We start from the raw sequence: 15,724 nt of genomic DNA, 5'->3' as shown, positions 1-15,724 counted from the left end.
AAATCGAGATGAAGCCTCTCCGTATTCGTATCGTCGGCGGTTCGCTCGCGGGCCTCTTTGCCGGAATCCTTCTCGCCCGCGATGGGCATGATGTGAAGGTTTACGAACGCTCCTCGTCCGGCTTTGCCGGCAGGGGAGCAGGCCTCGTGCCGCAGCAGGAGGTATTTCACATCCTTCGGGAAATCGGCGTTGAGCATCTTGCGACGTTCGGCGTGGTCTCGCAGGATCGCATCTGGTTCGAGAGATCCGGTGCGATCGCGCGGCGGGCTCACATGCCTCAAACACAGATATCGTGGGACCTGCTCTATTCGACCGTGGCCGCGCGGCTCGATCCCGGTGCTTACGTTCTTGGCAAGCCGGTAGTCGGGGTGCGCGAGGAGGCAGGCTATTCCCTGCTCGAGTTCGACGATGGCAGCACTGAAAGTGCGGATCTCGTCGTAGGGGCGGACGGGATCGGCTCAACCGCCCGCGCCACGATGAATCCGGACACCAGGAACAGCTATGCCGGCTATGTTGGATGGCGCGGGCTGATTGCTGAAGACCGGCTCCCGAAGGCCGCTTCTGTTCTTGCCGGCGATTTCGCGTTCTATGTGGCGCCGGGCAATCACATGCTCGGGTATCTGGTCCCCGGTCCCAACGGCGAAATCGGCCAAGGGCAGCGCCGGTATAACTGGGTGTGGTACCGCTTCGTCGATCAGGGCGATCTTCCGGCGCTCTTTACGGGAACATCAGGCAAGACATTCGAGCTTTCCTTGCCGCGAGGCGAGCTCTCGAATGAACGGCGGGAACTTCTGCGCGTCGATGCCAGTCGTCTGCTGCCACCACCATTCGCCTTGGCCGTGGAGGCCGAGCCAACCCCGTCGATCCAGGCGATCTTCGACTATGAGGCGAGACATATGGTTGGCAGTGCCACCGCGCTGGTCGGCGATGCCGCCTTCATCGCGCGTCCCCATACAGCCATGGGCGTCTCCAAAGCCGCAGGGGATGTAATCTCTCTGCGAAACCACTTGAGGCAGGCCGAAGACCTGCAATCCGCACTGAAGGCATATGAAGGCGAGCGGATCGAGGTCGGCAGGAAGATCGTGGAACTCGGCCGTCAACTCGGCGCCACGGCGCTCTCATCGCTGGACAGAACCCCTATCGTTCGACCGGTTGGAATGGCCTACCTCGGGCCATTTCGATGGAAATAGTGCGAAAGATTTACCGCTATTCGTACCGGCAGCACACGAACGTACACCTTGGTACAGTTGGCCGCTCCCCGCCTGCACGATACCATTTCGAGATCATAGCCAGAATTTCCGTGAGCGGAGCATGCCGTCTTTGCAATTCCTCGCGCTCTCCTAACTAACCCGATGATCCTCACTCAAGACGTTGATTAAGGGAAAATGCCTGTGTCAGACGACCTAACGCTTCAAGTCGCAAACATGCGGCCGCAGGATGCCGGCGCGAGCATCGCGCGTATGTCCGCAGCTTCGATGACCAAGATCGGCATTGGCGAGGGAGATCTTGTCGAATTGATCGGTCGCCGGCATACGGCTGCGATCGCAATGCGCCCCTATGAAGAGGACCACGGGCTGAATATCATTCGACTGGATGGCCTCCAGCGCGTCAACGCCGGCGCGTCGAGCGGCGACCACGTGGAAGTGCGCAAAGCGGAAGCCCGTCCCGCGACGAGGGTCATACTTGCGCCGGCGCAAAAGAACCTTGTCCTTCAGGGATCCGGCGAAGCCTTGCAGCGCACCTTCCTGCACCTTCCCATGGTCGCGGGCGATGTGGTTTCGACGTCTGTTCAACAACGGGTGAGGGATCCGCGCCTGCTGAACCTTCCGGCCTACGGCTTGCAGGAAATCAGGCTGGTCGTCGTCTCCACGCAACCTCGCGGGATCGTCCAGATGACCGCGGAAACGGTCGTGGAGCTGCGCCCACAATTCGAGGAGCCGAAAGAGGCACGGCGCGCTGATGTAACCTACGACGATATCGGCGGTCTCGGCTCGTCCGTCGAGCAAGTCCGTGAGATGGTCGAACTACCGCTGCGCCACCCCGAACTGTTCCAGCGCCTCGGCATCGATCCACCGAAGGGCGTTCTCCTTTATGGACCTCCGGGGACGGGCAAGACGCTTCTCGCGCGTGCCGTCGCCAACGAAACCGAAGCGAATTTCTATCATATCGCCGGCCCCGAAATCATGGGTAGCCGCTATGGCGAATCCGAAGAGCGGTTGCGTCAGGTTTTCCAGGAAGCCTCGCAAAACGCTCCGTCGATCATCTTCATCGACGAAATCGACTCGATCGCTCCAAAGCGTGAGCAGGTAACCGGGGAGGTGGAGCGGCGCATTGTTGCCCAGCTTCTCACACTCATGGACGGCCTCGAGCCGCGCCAGAATATCGTCGTTATCGGCGCGACGAATCGACGGGACGCCATCGACGAAGCGCTCCGTCGCCCCGGCCGCTTCGACCGCGAAATCGTCATCGGCGTTCCCGATCAGAACGGGCGGCGCGAAGTCCTGGCAATCCATACGCGAGGCATGCCCCTTGCCGAGGACACCGATCTTGACGAGATCGCGCGGACAACCTTCGGCTTCGTCGGGGCGGACCTTGGCGCCCTGGTGCGTGAAGCGGCGATGGACGCGCTGAGACGGATCCTGCCGGACATCAATCTGAAGGAAGGTATTCCGACCGAGGTGCTGGAGAAGCTGACGGTCACGCAGGACGACTTCACCTCGGCGCTGAAGCGTATTCAACCTTCGGCGCTGCGTGAAATCATGATCCAGGCACCCAACGTCCGCTGGGACGATGTCGGTGGCCTGGATGACGCGCAGATGAAGCTGCGGGAAGGCGTGGAGCTGCCGCTGCGGTCGCCCCAGTCGTTCAAGCGGATGGGGATCCGGCCGGCGAAAGGCTTCCTGCTCTTCGGTCCTCCTGGAACCGGCAAGACACTCCTTGCAAAAGCCGTTGCCCGGGAGGCGGAGGCGAATTTCGTCGCGGTGAAGTCGTCCGATCTGCTGTCGAAATGGTACGGCGAGTCCGAACAGCAGGTTTCGAGGCTTTTTGAGCGGGCCCGTCAGGTTGCCCCAACGGTGGTTTTCATCGACGAGATTGATTCTCTTGCACCCGCGCGTGGCGGCGGGTTTGGGGAGCCGGCGGTGACGGAGCGGGTGGTGAACACGCTGCTGGCTGAAATGGATGGTCTGGAGGACATGCAGGGGGTTGTGGTGATGGCGGCGACCAACCGACCGAACCTCCTCGATCCCGCGCTGCTCCGCCCCGGCCGGTTCGACGAGTTGGTCTATGTGCCGGTGCCGGATGTGAAGGCACGGCGGAAAATCCTGGGCATCCATACCAAGAAGATGCCGCTTGCCGCCGATGTCGACCTCGATGAACTGGCGGAGAAGACCGAACGGTTCACCGGCGCGGACCTGGAGGATCTGACCCGGCGGGCCGGCTTGATCGCGCTGCGGCAGTCCCTCGATGCAACGATCGTCACCAAAGATAACTTCGCGAAGGCACTGGAGGAGGTCCGGCCGTCTGTTACACCGGAGGTCGAGCGGGAATACGAGGAAATGCTGCGGACACTTCGGCAGGAAAACCCGCAGAAAATGCAGATCGGCTTCACGCCACTGCGTCAGACGAAGGAGTGAGGGAGTGTATGGGGCAACAGTCCCGTAATCCTCCAAAGGGCGCCGGTTATGCTGGCGCCTTTCTCGTTGTTGCGGCCTTGCCGCTGCCCTCCATCAATGAAGGCTTTGTATGGTCTGGATATCAACGAGCGACAATGCTTGGACGCCAGCAACGAGGAGCACCGCACACAACGCTACCGCTGCCACGGCGGTGACGATTGCGGGCAACCAGAGTTGCCGTGGTTTGGCCGGCGCGGTGAACGGCCCGGCATCGATGCCGCGCGGCAGATTGCAGTTGGCCGCGCGAAGTATTCGGGGAGCGGAAGCCACGGCCGGCGGGCCATTCTTCACATCCGGGATATGGACTTGGAGAAGCATTTTCGACCTCGTGTAATCGGGTTGATGCTAGAGCGACGGCAACTCGGCCGAATATCTTGCCGAAGGTGCCCGCAAGGGAACTGTGACGGTCGACGTTCCCTGCAGCGATTGCCCTTCCGTCGAATAGGCGGTGAACCGAACCGTGTAGATGCCGGGCTCCAGCGCCGCGGCTATCGGTATGACCAGTTCGCCCTCTCGGCTCCTCTGGGCTTTTCCGACAGCGACTTCGCCGTTGGGGCCAAATATCCTGACCTGCGTACGTTCCACGTCGACCGTGGAGGTGAACGACAGCGTGAGATTCTGGAAGGGTTCCGCCGGGCCTGACAACCTTCCGTTTGGCTCAAGCGACGCCTGCGCTTGCGTGGCCAGGAACAATGCCACGGCGATGGATGTTGCGATCACGGTATTCCTGAACATCTTGCGGCTCCCGTGTTGAATAAAATGCAGCCTAATAATCGCCCGCGGGCGGCGGGTTTTAAATGACGTTGAAGTATAGGACGGGCATACCTTGGTGTTAGGCAGGCTAGCGCGGACGAGGCTGCGGCGGCTGGTGGGTTCTTCGGCGTCGCATGGAAAAGTCCGCATTCGGCAGGCAAAAGGTTTAGTTGCGCTCGACGATGGTATGATCGCCAATCGGCTGGCCGAATTGCACAATCACGCAGTCAACAACGAAGAGGCTCGCCCGCGATCCTTGCTCGTGATACCGGACGCCTGTCCGGGCCTCCGTTCCCGCCGTCAAGGCGAGACTACCAACTGAAAGGTGATGCCGTGAGTGCAACCAAGCTTTTCTCACCCTTCGAAATCGGATCCTTGAAACTGCAGAACCGCATCGTCATCGCGCCGATGTGCCAGTACTCCGCTTCCGATGGCGAAATGACAGACTGGCATCTTATCCATCTCGGAAATCTTGCCCTGTCCGGTGCCGGTATTCTGACCATCGAGGCGACAGCGGTAACCCCCGAAGGTCGGATTTCGTATGGCGACGTGGGCCTTTATTCCGACGGGTGTCAGCGGGCGATGGACCGGGTGCTCACTGGGATCCGCCGCTGGTCCGATATGCCGATTGCCGTACAACTTGGCCACGCTGGCAGGAAGGCCTCCTCGGAGATTCCCTGGAAGGGCGGACACCAGATTGCGCCGGACGCCGAGGGTGGCTGGAAGACGGTGGCGCCGAGTTCAATTCCCTTTCGGGAGCACTACGACCATCCGAATGCCCTCGACAAGGTCGGTCTACAGCGGATCCGTGCAGCCTTCGGCGACGCGGCAAGACGAGCCGCGGAACTGGGCATTGACGCCATCCAGATTCATGGCGCGCATGGCTACCTGCTCCATCAATTCATGTCACCGCTGTCCAATGAACGGATCGACGAGTACGGCGGCTCCCTGGAAAACAGGTTACGCTTCCCGCTGGAAGTCTTTGATACGGTTCGCGAAGCTTTCCCATCGGACAAGCCTGTCACGATGAGGCTATCCGGGACGGATTGGGCCGAGGGCGGCTGGGATGTCGAGCAGACCATCGACTTCGCGACCGCATTGGAAGCGCGCGGGTGCTCCGCGATTCACGTATCGTCGGGTGGTCTGGCGCATCACCAGCAAATCGCCGTTGGCCCAAGCTATCAGGTCCCCCTTGCGCGGGCAGTCAAACAGGCCGTCAAGATTCCGGTGATCGCCGTAGGCCTCATTACCGAATTCGAGCAGGCGGAAGCCATCCTGACGACAGGCGACGCGGATCTCGTCGCGATTGCCAGAGCCATTCTTTATGACCCGCGTTGGCCATGGCACGCTGCGGCTCATTTCGGCGAGACCGTCCAGGCCGCGGATCAGTACCTGCGGTGCCAGCCGAGGCAATTCCGGCACCTCTTCGAGCACAAGGCCCAATAACGCAAAATGCGGTGAACGACGGAAATGCCGCTCACCGCATGTTTGTTCACCTGTACGGATTCCGCTGCGATTGGCCGAGAAGACTGGTCAGGTATCCACGACATTGGCGTCGACACGCTCGCCGTTTCCGGCCAGCTCCGTGACCCATTGTCCGCTGGTATTCTCATACGTCACCAGAACGCTCGCGTCGCTCGTGCCTTGGCGCGATGCCGCGGCCCTTGCTGCTTTCAAAGCCGATCCGTGATCTGAAAATGTCTCGGACCAGACCTGATCGACGTGGTACGCCCAGCCGCCGTCGTGTTTGTCGACATGATACGTTACATGCAAGCGAGTGCTCCTTGAGGTTTGAAAGTTGTCTGACACGGCCTCGACGATGGGGAGAGTGGATCTCTTCATCCTCCGTCGGACCGGAGTTTAAAGGCAGCCTCGAGGGGAGCCTCGAAAGAACCGCTTACTGCGATCGCGCGACGGATCGAAACTCCAGGACGCGTGACGCACTTTGGAGAAGCTGAGCAAACGATCTTGCGTCAACGTTGTCAGCCTCGTTGAGTAGTCCGATCAGTGGATCCGATATCGCCTCGGTCAAGGAAAGTTCACTGAATACGCGATGCTTCGGCGCCGTGGACGGACCATTGCCCCGATCCGACCTCTCCCTCCGGCCAGGCACCGGCTCCTCTTCGAGGGCGACGTGGCTGGGAGATGAGGGAACGCGCTGGCCAACGTCATGACGCGGATGCTTTGAAGAGCAAAGCACTTGCGCGAGCAACCGATGGTTCTCGGTTTGCGCTGTTGTGAAGGGTATCTGGAACAAAATAGTCTCCGCGATCAGTATTCATTTCGAGCAATCAATAAGCAACACGCTATCAGCACGCGGCGCTGGTCGTAATCATACTCAGGTATAGTCGGGCACGCCTTCGCACGTCGGCCGATTTGCATCGCGATCTTTCGGTACAAGTGCAGGCAATATGTCCAAGACCGGCGTCACAGGTGTCGGTAGAGATGGGACGATCTTGAAACGATATCCGCAGCTTTAGAGGATGGCACCGCTCATGACCGCCTGTGCGCACAAATCGACAATCCGCTCCGTGACGCCCCGAACCTTCGGCTGTGAAGAATGCCTTGAGCAGGGAATGGAGTGGTTTCATCTCCGCCTGTGTCGCGAATGCGGGCATGTCGGCTGCTGCGATCAGTCCGTCGGCAAGCATGCCACGGCGCATTTCCACCAAACGGGACACCCGATCATCGAAGGTTACGATCCACCCGAGGGCTGGGGGTGGTGCTTCATTGATGAGACCTTCGTCGATCTGCCGGACCAAACCCCTCAGAACGGTCCCATACCGCGTTACTACTGATCGAGAGGATCGAACGATGGCCGGCTCCACATCTCGCGACGACCAGAAATTCCCTGTCCTCGATGTTAAGCAAGTTGCGGTCGCGAGACGGTTCTCGTCAGCGGACCCGGTCTCCTTCCAGCCCGGAGCGGCGATCCTTGCGATCGGAGAAACAAATGCATCATCGTGGCTCGTCCTCGATGGTCAGCTTGAGATATTCAGCGGCACGGGGCTGCGAGGCGAAACACCGATCGTGACACTGGCTGCCGGCCAATTTTCGGGGGAGGTCAGTCAGCTTTCGGCGCGCCCGTCGCTTGTCGGTGCCCGGGCGGGCACCTGCGGCTGCAAAGCGATCCCATTCGACGCAGCCCATGTCCGAGCGCTGATCGTCGGATCCGCTGAGATCGGTGAGCTCGTCATGCGCGCCTTCATCCTGCGGCGCGTCGCGCTGATCGATAGCGGCGCTTCTGGATCAGTGCTGATCGGCACGCCCGGTAGCGGGCAACTGGTCCGCCTTGAAGGTTTCCTGCGCCGAAACGGCTATCCCTATATTGCCTTGGACGCCACATCTGACGTCGAAGGCCTCGCGCTTGTGCAGCGCCTCGGCATCGCCTCGTCCGACCTGCCGATCATGGTTTGCCCTGGTGGCACTGTCCTGAAGAACCCGAACGAGGCGGCGGTGGCGCGCTGCCTCGGCATCACACCGACATTGGATAAAGGGCGCGTCTATGATGTTGCAATCGTCGGTGCGGGCCCCGCTGGTCTTGCTGCAGCAGTTTATGGCGGTTCCGAGGGGCTCGATGTTTTGGTACTCGAGCAGGCAGTCGCAGGCGGACAGGCCGGCGCCTCGATGCGGATCGAAAATTACCTCGGCTTTCCGACCGGCATAACGGGCCAGGCGTTGATGGGGCGGGCTTTCAATCAGGCGCTGAAGTTCGGCGCCGAAATCGCCCTGCCGCTGGCTGTTGCAAACCTTGCGGCACCGGAGAACACGGCGAGTGGTCCCTTCGCGCTCACGCTCTCCAACGGCCAGAAAGTTTGCGCGCGAACTGTCGTGATCGCGTCAGGGGCGCGGTACCGGCAACCGAGCATTCCGATGCTTGCGGACTTCCAGGGATCTGGGGTTTCCTACTGGGTGTCGCCCATCGAAGCGAAGCTCTGCGGCGGGGAAGACGTCGCGCTCATCGGTGGCGGCAACTCTGCCGGCCAGGCCGTGGTGTATTTGGCGCCGCAAGTCAGACGCCTGCATCTCGTCGTCCGCCGACCGCTTGAAGAGACAATGTCAGCCTATCTTGTCGAGCGCATCGCTGCGCTTGGAAATGTCGACGTTCATGTCGGCAGTGAGATTGTCGGCATTAGCGGGGATGAACAGGGCAAACTCTCGTCTTCCGTGATCAGGGACCTGATGTCGGGCGTCGAGAAGCCGCTTTCCGTGCAGCACCTCTTCGTCTTCATCGGCGCCGATCCCAATACGGAATGGCTCCCGGCAGGGATTTCGGTCGATGAGAGAGGGTTCATCGTGACAGGCCAGCAAGCGCGCGGGGACATAGTCCGCGCGAGGCAAACCTTGCCACTTGAGACGAGCGTTCCGAATGTCTTTGCGATCGGCGATATCAGGGCCGGTTCGACCAAGCGGGTTGCTGCCGCGGTCGGCGAGGGGGCGGCTGTCGTCAGTCAAATTCATGAGGCGTTGAAGGCGTTCGATGGAGCCGCGGTAGCTCGGGAAGACCGTTTGCTTCACGCCGTGCGGTAGGACGCTTTGTCGGCGGCTTTGCTCCGGTCATTCAATACAAATCGGAATCCGATTGTCCAAGATACGGATCCCCATAATCGGATACTCACCGGAGGCAAGGAGACAGCCTCGATGACGACGAAGGTCAAGACGATCCGCGATGGCAGGGACATGCTGTCCGAGATGGAGGAGACGGCGTCCCATCCCGATCGCGCATCGGCCGTTGACGAGCGGCTTGATGTGGCGCTTCGCGAGAGCTGCCCCGCAAGTGATCCGCCGGCATCGGGCCGCATGGAATGAAATGCATCAAGATCGAAAGGATGAAGAAATGGACGACACACTGAAATCCCGCCGGACTCTATCACTGAAGACCCCGTCGGGTCTGAGCGAAGAGGCCGTGAGGTGCATTTCGGCTGGCGCGACGACATTGCTCGCCGATGTCTTCGCGCTTTACCTGAAAACCAAGAACTTCCACTGGCATATGTCCGGCGCGAGTTTCCGCGACTACCATCTGCTGCTCGACGAGCACGGCGACGAGTTGTTTGCGATCACCGACCCGCTGGCGGAGCGGGCACGCAAACTCGGCGGGACAACGCTGCGCTCGATCGGCGATATCGCCCGTCGCCAGCGGATCACCGATAACGATGCCGATTTCGTCCATCCGCATGGCATGCTGGCGGAACTGCGCGAGGACAACGCTTCGCTCGTTGCCAGCATGAGAGCACTTCACGAGACCTGCGACGAATACGGCGATGTCGCGACCGCGAGCCTGCTCGAGAACTGGATCGACGAGGGCGAGCGCCGGACATGGTTCCTCTTCGAAATCCTGCGCGGTACAAACGGCTAACGTCCGAAGAGGCGCGACTACCAGCGCGCCTCTTTCCATCCGTAGGATGACACGTTCCTCATTCGCCAAAGTTTGGCCTTGCCGTTCGGCCAAGAACCAAACGGTCGTCACGAGTGATTCCGGCGACGGATGAACAAGGAATTCGTTATGTTTAAGACCATTGTCGCGACAGCGCTTATTGTTTCAGCTACGGCAGCGAATGCCTCCGCATCGAGCGACGGCGCATGGAAGGCGCTGTTTGCCAAGGTGAATGGGACCTGCATCGGTCAATCGGGGATGGCCTCGCCAGAGGCTTCCGCACCCGTTGTCTTCGACGACGCAGCGGGAAAGATCGCCCTCATGCTGCGGGGCTCGATGGGCAAGGGCAAGCCGTCCGTCAATCTTATTTGCCTATACGACAAGAAGACCGGCAAAGCCTCGATCGCCGAGTATCGTTGGCTCGGGCGCTAATTCCGCCCATAGCCTTTGCTAATACGCACTGATCACGCTCGTGGCCGCCAAAGAAAGACTTGCTTGGCGAGCCCCTGAGTAGTCACAAGCCAGAACTCGGCTTTCGCGAGGTGGCGGACCGAGATGTCGGCGTTGTCTGATGCCGACATCCCCCAAATGCGGGATGCGCTGTGCGCAATTCCGTGCTCGGTATCCCCCGAAGACATCGTGGTCGAGGGGTCGATATCGTGCTTGCCAGCTTCAAGAAGAATATCGTCTTGCTTTGTGTGACGCTGCTGGTGTCGTGCAATTCCGTCCCGATTGAACAGGTTCCTTCGGACGCGGTCGTCGTCGTGGGGCCGAGTGACCTCCAGGGCAAAACCAGGGAGCAGATCGAAGCGGACGAAAAACGCTTGGCGGACAATGAGCGCACGCGGGAGCCCTCCATTCGAACCGATTATCCCGCGCTGACCAGGATTGCCGCGACAGCACCTGCTGTCACGACTTCCGGGTTTCCGCAGCCGCCGGGCGATAGTCGATCTGACTGTGATGATCCGAACAGCCGATTTGTTCAGTGGATTCAAAACGTTCAGCAGCGCGCCTCCTCAGGCGGCGCATGCATGAATGCGAGGGGTGCCTACCTTATCAACTCGGAAGGTGCGAAGAAGTCCCGATATTGCGCGCAGTTCTATTCGGGCACCGAGCGGGAGAAATCCCTTCAGCAGGCGGACGAATACGATCGCGTTGCCAACGAGGCCCGGGGAACGATGGGCGGGTCTTGCGGCTGACGTCCAGCAGTTTGCGCAATACGGTGATGAGCCTTATCGCATTCTGGTCAGATCTACCGGACGATTGTTGATGATCGCTTCCATCGAGAAGAAGCCGGTCACCGTTGCAAGATCGAAGTTAGTGATCAGCTTCTGATAGAACGCATCGTAGCCCGACATGCCTTTCGTGACGACCTTGATGAGATAGTCCCAGTCGCCGCCGATCCGATAGAAATCGATCACTTCGGGGATTCGCTCGACATGGGCACGAAATCCCTCGCTCCATTCCTTGGAATGGTGGCGCGTGCGGATCATCACGAACACCGTGAGATCAAATCCCAGCGCCCGAAGATCGATATCGCTGTGCGAGCCTCGGATCAGCCCGATCGAATTCAAACGCTGCAGCCGCCGCCAGCATGCGTTTTGAGACAGGCCAACCTTGTCCGCCAGGTCTCGCTGGGAGAGATTCGCATCGTTCTGCATGGCGCTCAGAATCTTCATATCAAATGCGTCGATTTTTGTCAGTGCGTCGTTCATTTGAAATGCCAATCGGAAAATCGCTTAGAAAATAGGTGAATTTTTTGAGCGTGAAGCAGGATACGATCGGTGTCAATATCCGAGCTCAGGAGAAAGCCGTGGACATCGCCCCCGCAGCGCCAGGTCGTTCCGAAACCCCGCTTTCCAATTTTCGTCGCAGCTTGAACAAGTCAAGCGTGATGGCCGACCTTCGCGACGGTCTCGTCGGGGCACACGCGACGATCTCCGGCCCTTATGGCGAGAAGGAGCTGGTTTACGCCGACTACGTCGCCTCCGGCCGCGCTCTCCATCAGATCGAGCGCTTCATGCTGGTTGAAGTCCTTCCCTATTATGCCAACAGCCACACCGAGGCTTCCTACTGTGGCGGCTTCATGACGCGGTTGCGCAGGGATGCGCGGGCAACGATCGGTGCCTTCTGCGGAGCGACCGCAGACCAGCATGCGGTGATCTTTACCGGCTCCGGTGCGACATCGGGGATCAATCGGCTCGTCACGCTGTTCGGCGTCACCGAAGCCGTTGCCGCAGGCAAGCGTGTCCGCATCATAATCGGCCCCTACGAGCATCACTCCAACATCCTGCCCTGGAGAGAATGCGGCGCCGAGATTGTCGAGATCGCCGAGGCTCCAACGGGTGGCCCGGACCTCTCCCTTCTCAAGCACGCGTTGAACAACGATGCGGCCGATCTGACAATATGCACGCTTTCCGCAGCCTCGAACATTACAGGCATCACCAGCGATGTCGCGGCGATCACGGCGATGGTCAAAGCTGCGGGCGCGAGAATGATCTGGGACTACGCCGGCGCCGGGCCTTATGTCCCGATTTCGATGTCTCTAGGCGATCACGCGGAGATCGACGCTATAGTCGTCTCGCCGCACAAGTTTATCGGCGGCCCCGGCGCGTCCGGAGTATTGATCCTTCGGCGCGATGCCGTCTCGACAAGGACGCCATCCTGGCCGGGCGGCGGAACGGTGAAATTCGTGTCGCCGCAGGCTCACGACTACTCCGACAGCCTGGAAGCCCGCGAGGAGGCCGGAACCCCGAACGTGGTCGGCGACATCCGCGCCGCGCTGGCCTTTATCGTCAAGGACGCCATTGGTGCAGACGTGATGGCAAAGCGCAATCGCGAGCTCGCAGAGCGCGCCTTCAGCGCCTGGAAGGATATCCCGCAGATGGAGATTCTTGGCCTCTCGGAGCCCCAGCGACTTCCGATCTTCTCCTTCCGGGTGAAGAACGAGAAGAGCGGCTACGTGCACCAGCAGCTGGTCACACGGATGCTGAGTGACCGGTTCGGCATTCAGGCCCGCGGCGGCTGCGCCTGCGCGGGGCCATACGTGCATCGGCTGCTGTCCATCGATGAAGAGCAGTCCGAGGCGATACGGCAGGCAATCCTCTCCGGCGATGAGATCAGCAAGCCGGGCTTCATCCGGCTCAACTTCAGCGTTCTCCTTTCCGAGGAAAAGGTTCAGTTCATCCTCGATGCCGTGAAGCAGATCGCGGCCGACGCGACGAGCTTCGAAGCGGACTACGCTGTCGATCCGAGCAGGGCGATCTTCGCTCCGCGCGCTGAAGCGGTCGAAGGCAAAGCCTATGCTCAAGCCTGAGGTCACCGGGTTCTACGATCAGCGAACGGGCAGCATCCAGTATGTCGTCGCGTGCCGGAATTCGCGCAGGTGCGCGATCATCGACCCGGTGCTCGATTTCGATGAGAAGTCCGGTTGCACGGCAACGACGAACGCCGACGCCATCCTCGATCACATTCGACATCACGACCTCAAGCTCGACTGGATTCTCGATACTCACCCGCATGCGGACCATTTTTCCGCAGCGGCCTATCTGAAGCGCAAGACCGGGGCGCCGACCGCGATCGGCGAGCATGTCAAGGACGTGCAGCAGATCTGGCGGAAGATCTACAACTGGCTTGATCTTGCCTGCGACGGTTCGCAGTGGGACCGACTGTTTCGCGATGGCGAGACGTTCAGGATCGGCGAGTTGGACGCTCGCGTCCTTCATTCGCCAGGGCACACCTTGGCTTCGATCAGCTATGTCGTCGGTGATGCCGCCTTCATTCACGACACCCTGTTCATGCCCGACAGCGGGACTGCGCGCGCCGACTTTCCGGGCGGCAGCGCAGAGAGCCTTTGGCGGTCGATCCAGACCATTCTGAGCCTGCCTGACGAGACACGTCTTTTCACCGGTCATGACTATATGCCTGGAGGGCGCCAGCCGTTGTGGGAGAGTTCGGTCGCCGAGCAGAAGCGTGATAATCCCCATGTCGCCGGCCAGTCACGGCAGGATTTCATCCAACGTCGTGAAGCGCGCGACAAGACACTGCCGATGCCGCGACTGATCCTGCATGCGCTTCAGGTCAATATCCGGGCAGGGGAACTGCCTCCGGCCAAGGACAACGGCCAGCGCTTTCTGAAAATCCCGCTCGACGCCTTTCCGGGTTCGGTGTGGAGCTCCTGAGAGAATGGACGGATCACTTCCTCATCTCCTGCTTGTACTCGGCTCCGGATCCCTGATCGGAGGCACGCTCGGCTTGATCGGAGGAGGCGGGTCCATCCTTGCAACGCCGTTGCTGATGTACGTCGTCGGTATGCGGGATGTTCATACGGCGATCGGGACCGGCGCTCTCGCGGTTTCGGCCAATGCATACTTCAACCTCGCCGGCCATGCCGCCAGGGGGCATGTCTGGTGGCGCTGTGCCATCATATTCGCCATCGCCGGCAGCCTCGGCGCCTATCTCGGCTCGAGCCTCGGCAAGCTGGTCAATGGCCAGAGCCTGCTCTTCCTGTTCGGGCTCTTGATGATGCTGGTCAGTTTCCTGATGCGGCAGGCGCGATGTCAGACGGATGTGACGGCACAGTCGCTGACTATCGGAACGCATGGGAAGACGACGCTGATCGCACTCGCTACCGGCGTCTGCTCGGGATTCTTCGGAATTGGCGGTGGTTTCCTGATCGTGCCCGCCTTGCTGCTCGCGACCGGCATGCCCCTGATCAACGCGGTCGGCACCTCGCTGCTTGCTGTCGGCACATTTGGACTGACCACGGCGATCAACTATGCGGCGTCCGGTTTCGTTGACTGGCTGACCGCGCTCTACTTCATTGCCGGTGGCATTGGCGGCGGAATCATTGGCACGATCGGTGCCTGCCGGTTGGCGGCCCACCGGAACACGCTCGCCCAGATCTTTCGGTGGGTTATCTTCGCCGTCAGTCTCTATGTTCTGGCGAGGAGCTATCCGGCCGCTTGATGCGCGGCAGGTTCTCCCTACGCGGGGCCGTAGAAGTGGTCCGCTGACTGCTGCGCGTCCGGCGGGATAGCCGCCGGTCTTGCAATAGACACGATCGCGTCCTATTTATGCACCATCATCCAGATAATCACACACGACCACGGCGATCGTCCTAGGGACGTATTCTTGCGCGTTTGGCGCCGGATAATCATGTGATGCCGCAGTCGTCCAAGGAATTCGATTGAAGAAAACAAGTATTGCTGCCGTTCCGGCGGCGCTGAAGCCGCATGAGCACGGCGAGGTCGTCAAGCGGCCGATCAAGGAATGGAAGCCATATCCCTGCCTGCTCACGCGCGCCGAAATTCAGACCATCATTGCCGAGCAACTCGGCTAGCTATCGCTAACAGAACAGGAGACGACCGTGCAAGTCATCGTCAGAGACAACAATGTCGAGCAAGCAATCCGCGCCCTGAAGAAAAAGCTACAGCGTGAGGGCGTGTTTCGGGAAATGAGAGACCGCCGGGCCTACGAAAAGCCGTCGGAACGTCGCGTTCGCGAAAAGGCACAAGCGATCGCGAGACAGCGAAAGGCAGCGCGCAAACAGATGCAGCGCGAAGGACTTTTGCCGTCCCCAAAGCGCCGCGCAGTAGCGCGCTAGCTTTTAACCCCGTCGGTTGGGCGCCTGAGCGCCAACCGAGCCATTGAAGGGCCGAAATATGGAAGAATTGCATAGCGCTACCGTGTCGGACGAGCGCCTTGAAGACTGCCGCGACGTCGTCGAGCCCGATCTCCAGGATCTGATCCGCGCAACGATGGCCGCCGGCTTCTCGGCAGAAGAGGTCCTGATCGCGATCAGCGAACTGGTCGCTGAGGACTTCGCGTTCGTCGCCGGGGTGCCCAGCGTTCACTAGATGCGTGGTCCGAGGAGGTAACTCCTCGGATACGATTGTCATGTCTCCTCTCGCCATTCTATAAG

At 60.3% G+C, this 15,724-nt stretch carries 19 protein-coding genes; 15 read left to right on the top strand and 4 right to left on the bottom strand.

Annotated features, from left to right (window positions below; all coding sequences use genetic code 11):
* Positions 1-8 precede the first annotated feature (8 nt).
* Entirely contained in the window at positions 9-1,190 is a 1,182-nt protein-coding gene (locus tag ASE04_RS14710; protein WP_082597351.1) for an FAD binding domain-containing protein, read from the top strand.
* Between the two features lie 195 nt (positions 1,191-1,385).
* Positions 1,386-3,635, top strand: coding sequence for a CDC48 family AAA ATPase (locus ASE04_RS14705; protein WP_056818460.1), 2,250 nt, complete (start codon positions 1,386-1,388; stop codon positions 3,633-3,635).
* Positions 3,636-3,728: 93 nt separating this feature from the next.
* On the opposite strand, the gene ASE04_RS14700 is transcribed toward ASE04_RS14705, so the two are convergent.
* Positions 3,729-3,992, bottom strand: a complete 264-nt coding sequence (locus tag ASE04_RS14700; RefSeq protein ID WP_056818458.1) for a hypothetical protein — start codon at positions 3,990-3,992, stop codon at positions 3,729-3,731.
* Positions 3,993-4,019: 27 nt separating this feature from the next.
* Positions 4,020-4,409 carry a copper resistance protein CopC gene (locus ASE04_RS30995; RefSeq protein ID WP_056818456.1) on the bottom strand — a complete coding sequence of 130 codons (390 nt, stop codon included), beginning with the start codon at positions 4,407-4,409 and terminating at the stop codon, positions 4,020-4,022.
* 351 nt (positions 4,410-4,760) lie between these two features.
* Between ASE04_RS30995 and ASE04_RS14690 the strand changes: the two genes are divergently transcribed.
* Positions 4,761-5,873, top strand: a complete 1,113-nt coding sequence (locus ASE04_RS14690; protein WP_056818454.1) for an NADH:flavin oxidoreductase/NADH oxidase — start codon at positions 4,761-4,763, stop codon at positions 5,871-5,873.
* Between the two features lie 87 nt (positions 5,874-5,960).
* Here the strand turns inward: ASE04_RS14690 and ASE04_RS14685 are convergent, their stop codons facing one another.
* On the bottom strand, positions 5,961-6,200 hold the full coding sequence (locus ASE04_RS14685) for a hypothetical protein (RefSeq protein WP_056818452.1): 240 nt from the start codon (positions 6,198-6,200) through the stop codon (positions 5,961-5,963).
* 722 nt (positions 6,201-6,922) lie between these two features.
* On the opposite strand from ASE04_RS14685, the gene ASE04_RS14680 reads away from it, so the two are divergent.
* The 6 genes from ASE04_RS14680 to ASE04_RS14660 all read left to right on the top strand — a co-directional run bounded on the left by ASE04_RS14680 (position 6,923) and on the right by ASE04_RS14660 (position 11,000).
* On the top strand, positions 6,923-7,225 hold the full coding sequence (locus ASE04_RS14680) for a UBP-type zinc finger domain-containing protein (protein WP_056819086.1): 303 nt from the start codon (positions 6,923-6,925) through the stop codon (positions 7,223-7,225).
* A 16-nt stretch (positions 7,226-7,241) separates the two neighbouring features.
* Complete coding sequence (locus ASE04_RS14675; RefSeq protein WP_056818449.1) at positions 7,242-8,957, top strand: FAD-dependent oxidoreductase; 1,716 nt, start codon at positions 7,242-7,244, stop codon at positions 8,955-8,957.
* A gap of 111 nt (positions 8,958-9,068) precedes the next feature.
* On the top strand, positions 9,069-9,236 hold the full coding sequence (locus ASE04_RS31210; RefSeq protein WP_200960726.1) for a hypothetical protein: 168 nt from the start codon (positions 9,069-9,071) through the stop codon (positions 9,234-9,236).
* A gap of 28 nt (positions 9,237-9,264) precedes the next feature.
* Complete coding sequence (locus ASE04_RS14670; RefSeq protein WP_056819084.1) at positions 9,265-9,783, top strand: Dps family protein; 519 nt, start codon at positions 9,265-9,267, stop codon at positions 9,781-9,783.
* A 147-nt stretch (positions 9,784-9,930) separates the two neighbouring features.
* Complete coding sequence (locus ASE04_RS14665; RefSeq protein ID WP_056819082.1) at positions 9,931-10,233, top strand: hypothetical protein; 303 nt, start codon at positions 9,931-9,933, stop codon at positions 10,231-10,233.
* Between the two features lie 227 nt (positions 10,234-10,460).
* Positions 10,461-11,000, top strand: a complete 540-nt coding sequence (locus ASE04_RS14660) for a hypothetical protein (protein WP_056818447.1) — start codon at positions 10,461-10,463, stop codon at positions 10,998-11,000.
* 33 nt (positions 11,001-11,033) lie between these two features.
* On the opposite strand, the gene ASE04_RS14655 is transcribed toward ASE04_RS14660, so the two are convergent.
* Positions 11,034-11,516 carry an Lrp/AsnC family transcriptional regulator gene (locus ASE04_RS14655; RefSeq protein WP_056818444.1) on the bottom strand — a complete coding sequence of 161 codons (483 nt, stop codon included), beginning with the start codon at positions 11,514-11,516 and terminating at the stop codon, positions 11,034-11,036.
* Between the two features lie 179 nt (positions 11,517-11,695).
* Between ASE04_RS14655 and ASE04_RS14650 the strand changes: the two genes are divergently transcribed.
* The 6 genes from ASE04_RS14650 (at position 11,696) to ASE04_RS14630 (ending at position 15,659) form a co-directional block, all read left to right on the top strand.
* Positions 11,696-13,117 (top strand): aminotransferase class V-fold PLP-dependent enzyme, encoded by a 1,422-nt coding sequence (locus ASE04_RS14650; RefSeq protein WP_156408813.1) that lies wholly within the window; start codon positions 11,696-11,698, stop codon positions 13,115-13,117.
* On the top strand, positions 13,104-13,982 hold the full coding sequence (locus ASE04_RS14645) for an MBL fold metallo-hydrolase (protein ID WP_056818440.1): 879 nt from the start codon (positions 13,104-13,106) through the stop codon (positions 13,980-13,982). Before ASE04_RS14650 ends, ASE04_RS14645 begins: the two co-directional genes overlap by 14 nt.
* Before the next feature lie 4 nt (positions 13,983-13,986).
* Positions 13,987-14,769: a sulfite exporter TauE/SafE family protein gene (locus ASE04_RS14640; protein ID WP_056818438.1), complete on the top strand. Its 783-nt coding sequence runs from the start codon at positions 13,987-13,989 to the stop codon at positions 14,767-14,769.
* 220 nt (positions 14,770-14,989) lie between these two features.
* Positions 14,990-15,142 carry a hypothetical protein gene (locus tag ASE04_RS31205; RefSeq protein ID WP_200960725.1) on the top strand — a complete coding sequence of 51 codons (153 nt, stop codon included), beginning with the start codon at positions 14,990-14,992 and terminating at the stop codon, positions 15,140-15,142.
* 27 nt (positions 15,143-15,169) lie between these two features.
* A complete protein-coding gene (gene rpsU / locus ASE04_RS14635) occupies positions 15,170-15,406 on the top strand; it encodes a 30S ribosomal protein S21 (protein WP_056818436.1) in 237 nt (78 codons plus the stop codon).
* 58 nt (positions 15,407-15,464) lie between these two features.
* Entirely contained in the window at positions 15,465-15,659 is a 195-nt protein-coding gene (locus ASE04_RS14630) for a hypothetical protein (protein ID WP_056818434.1), read from the top strand.
* The last annotated feature ends 65 nt before the right edge of the window (positions 15,660-15,724 follow it).

This window comes from Rhizobium sp. Root708 (genome assembly GCF_001429725.1).
Lineage (GTDB): Bacteria > Pseudomonadota > Alphaproteobacteria > Rhizobiales > Rhizobiaceae > Rhizobium.
The sequence above is the reverse complement of the archived record's forward strand: the minus strand, read 5'-3'. Positions and strand labels throughout refer to the sequence as shown.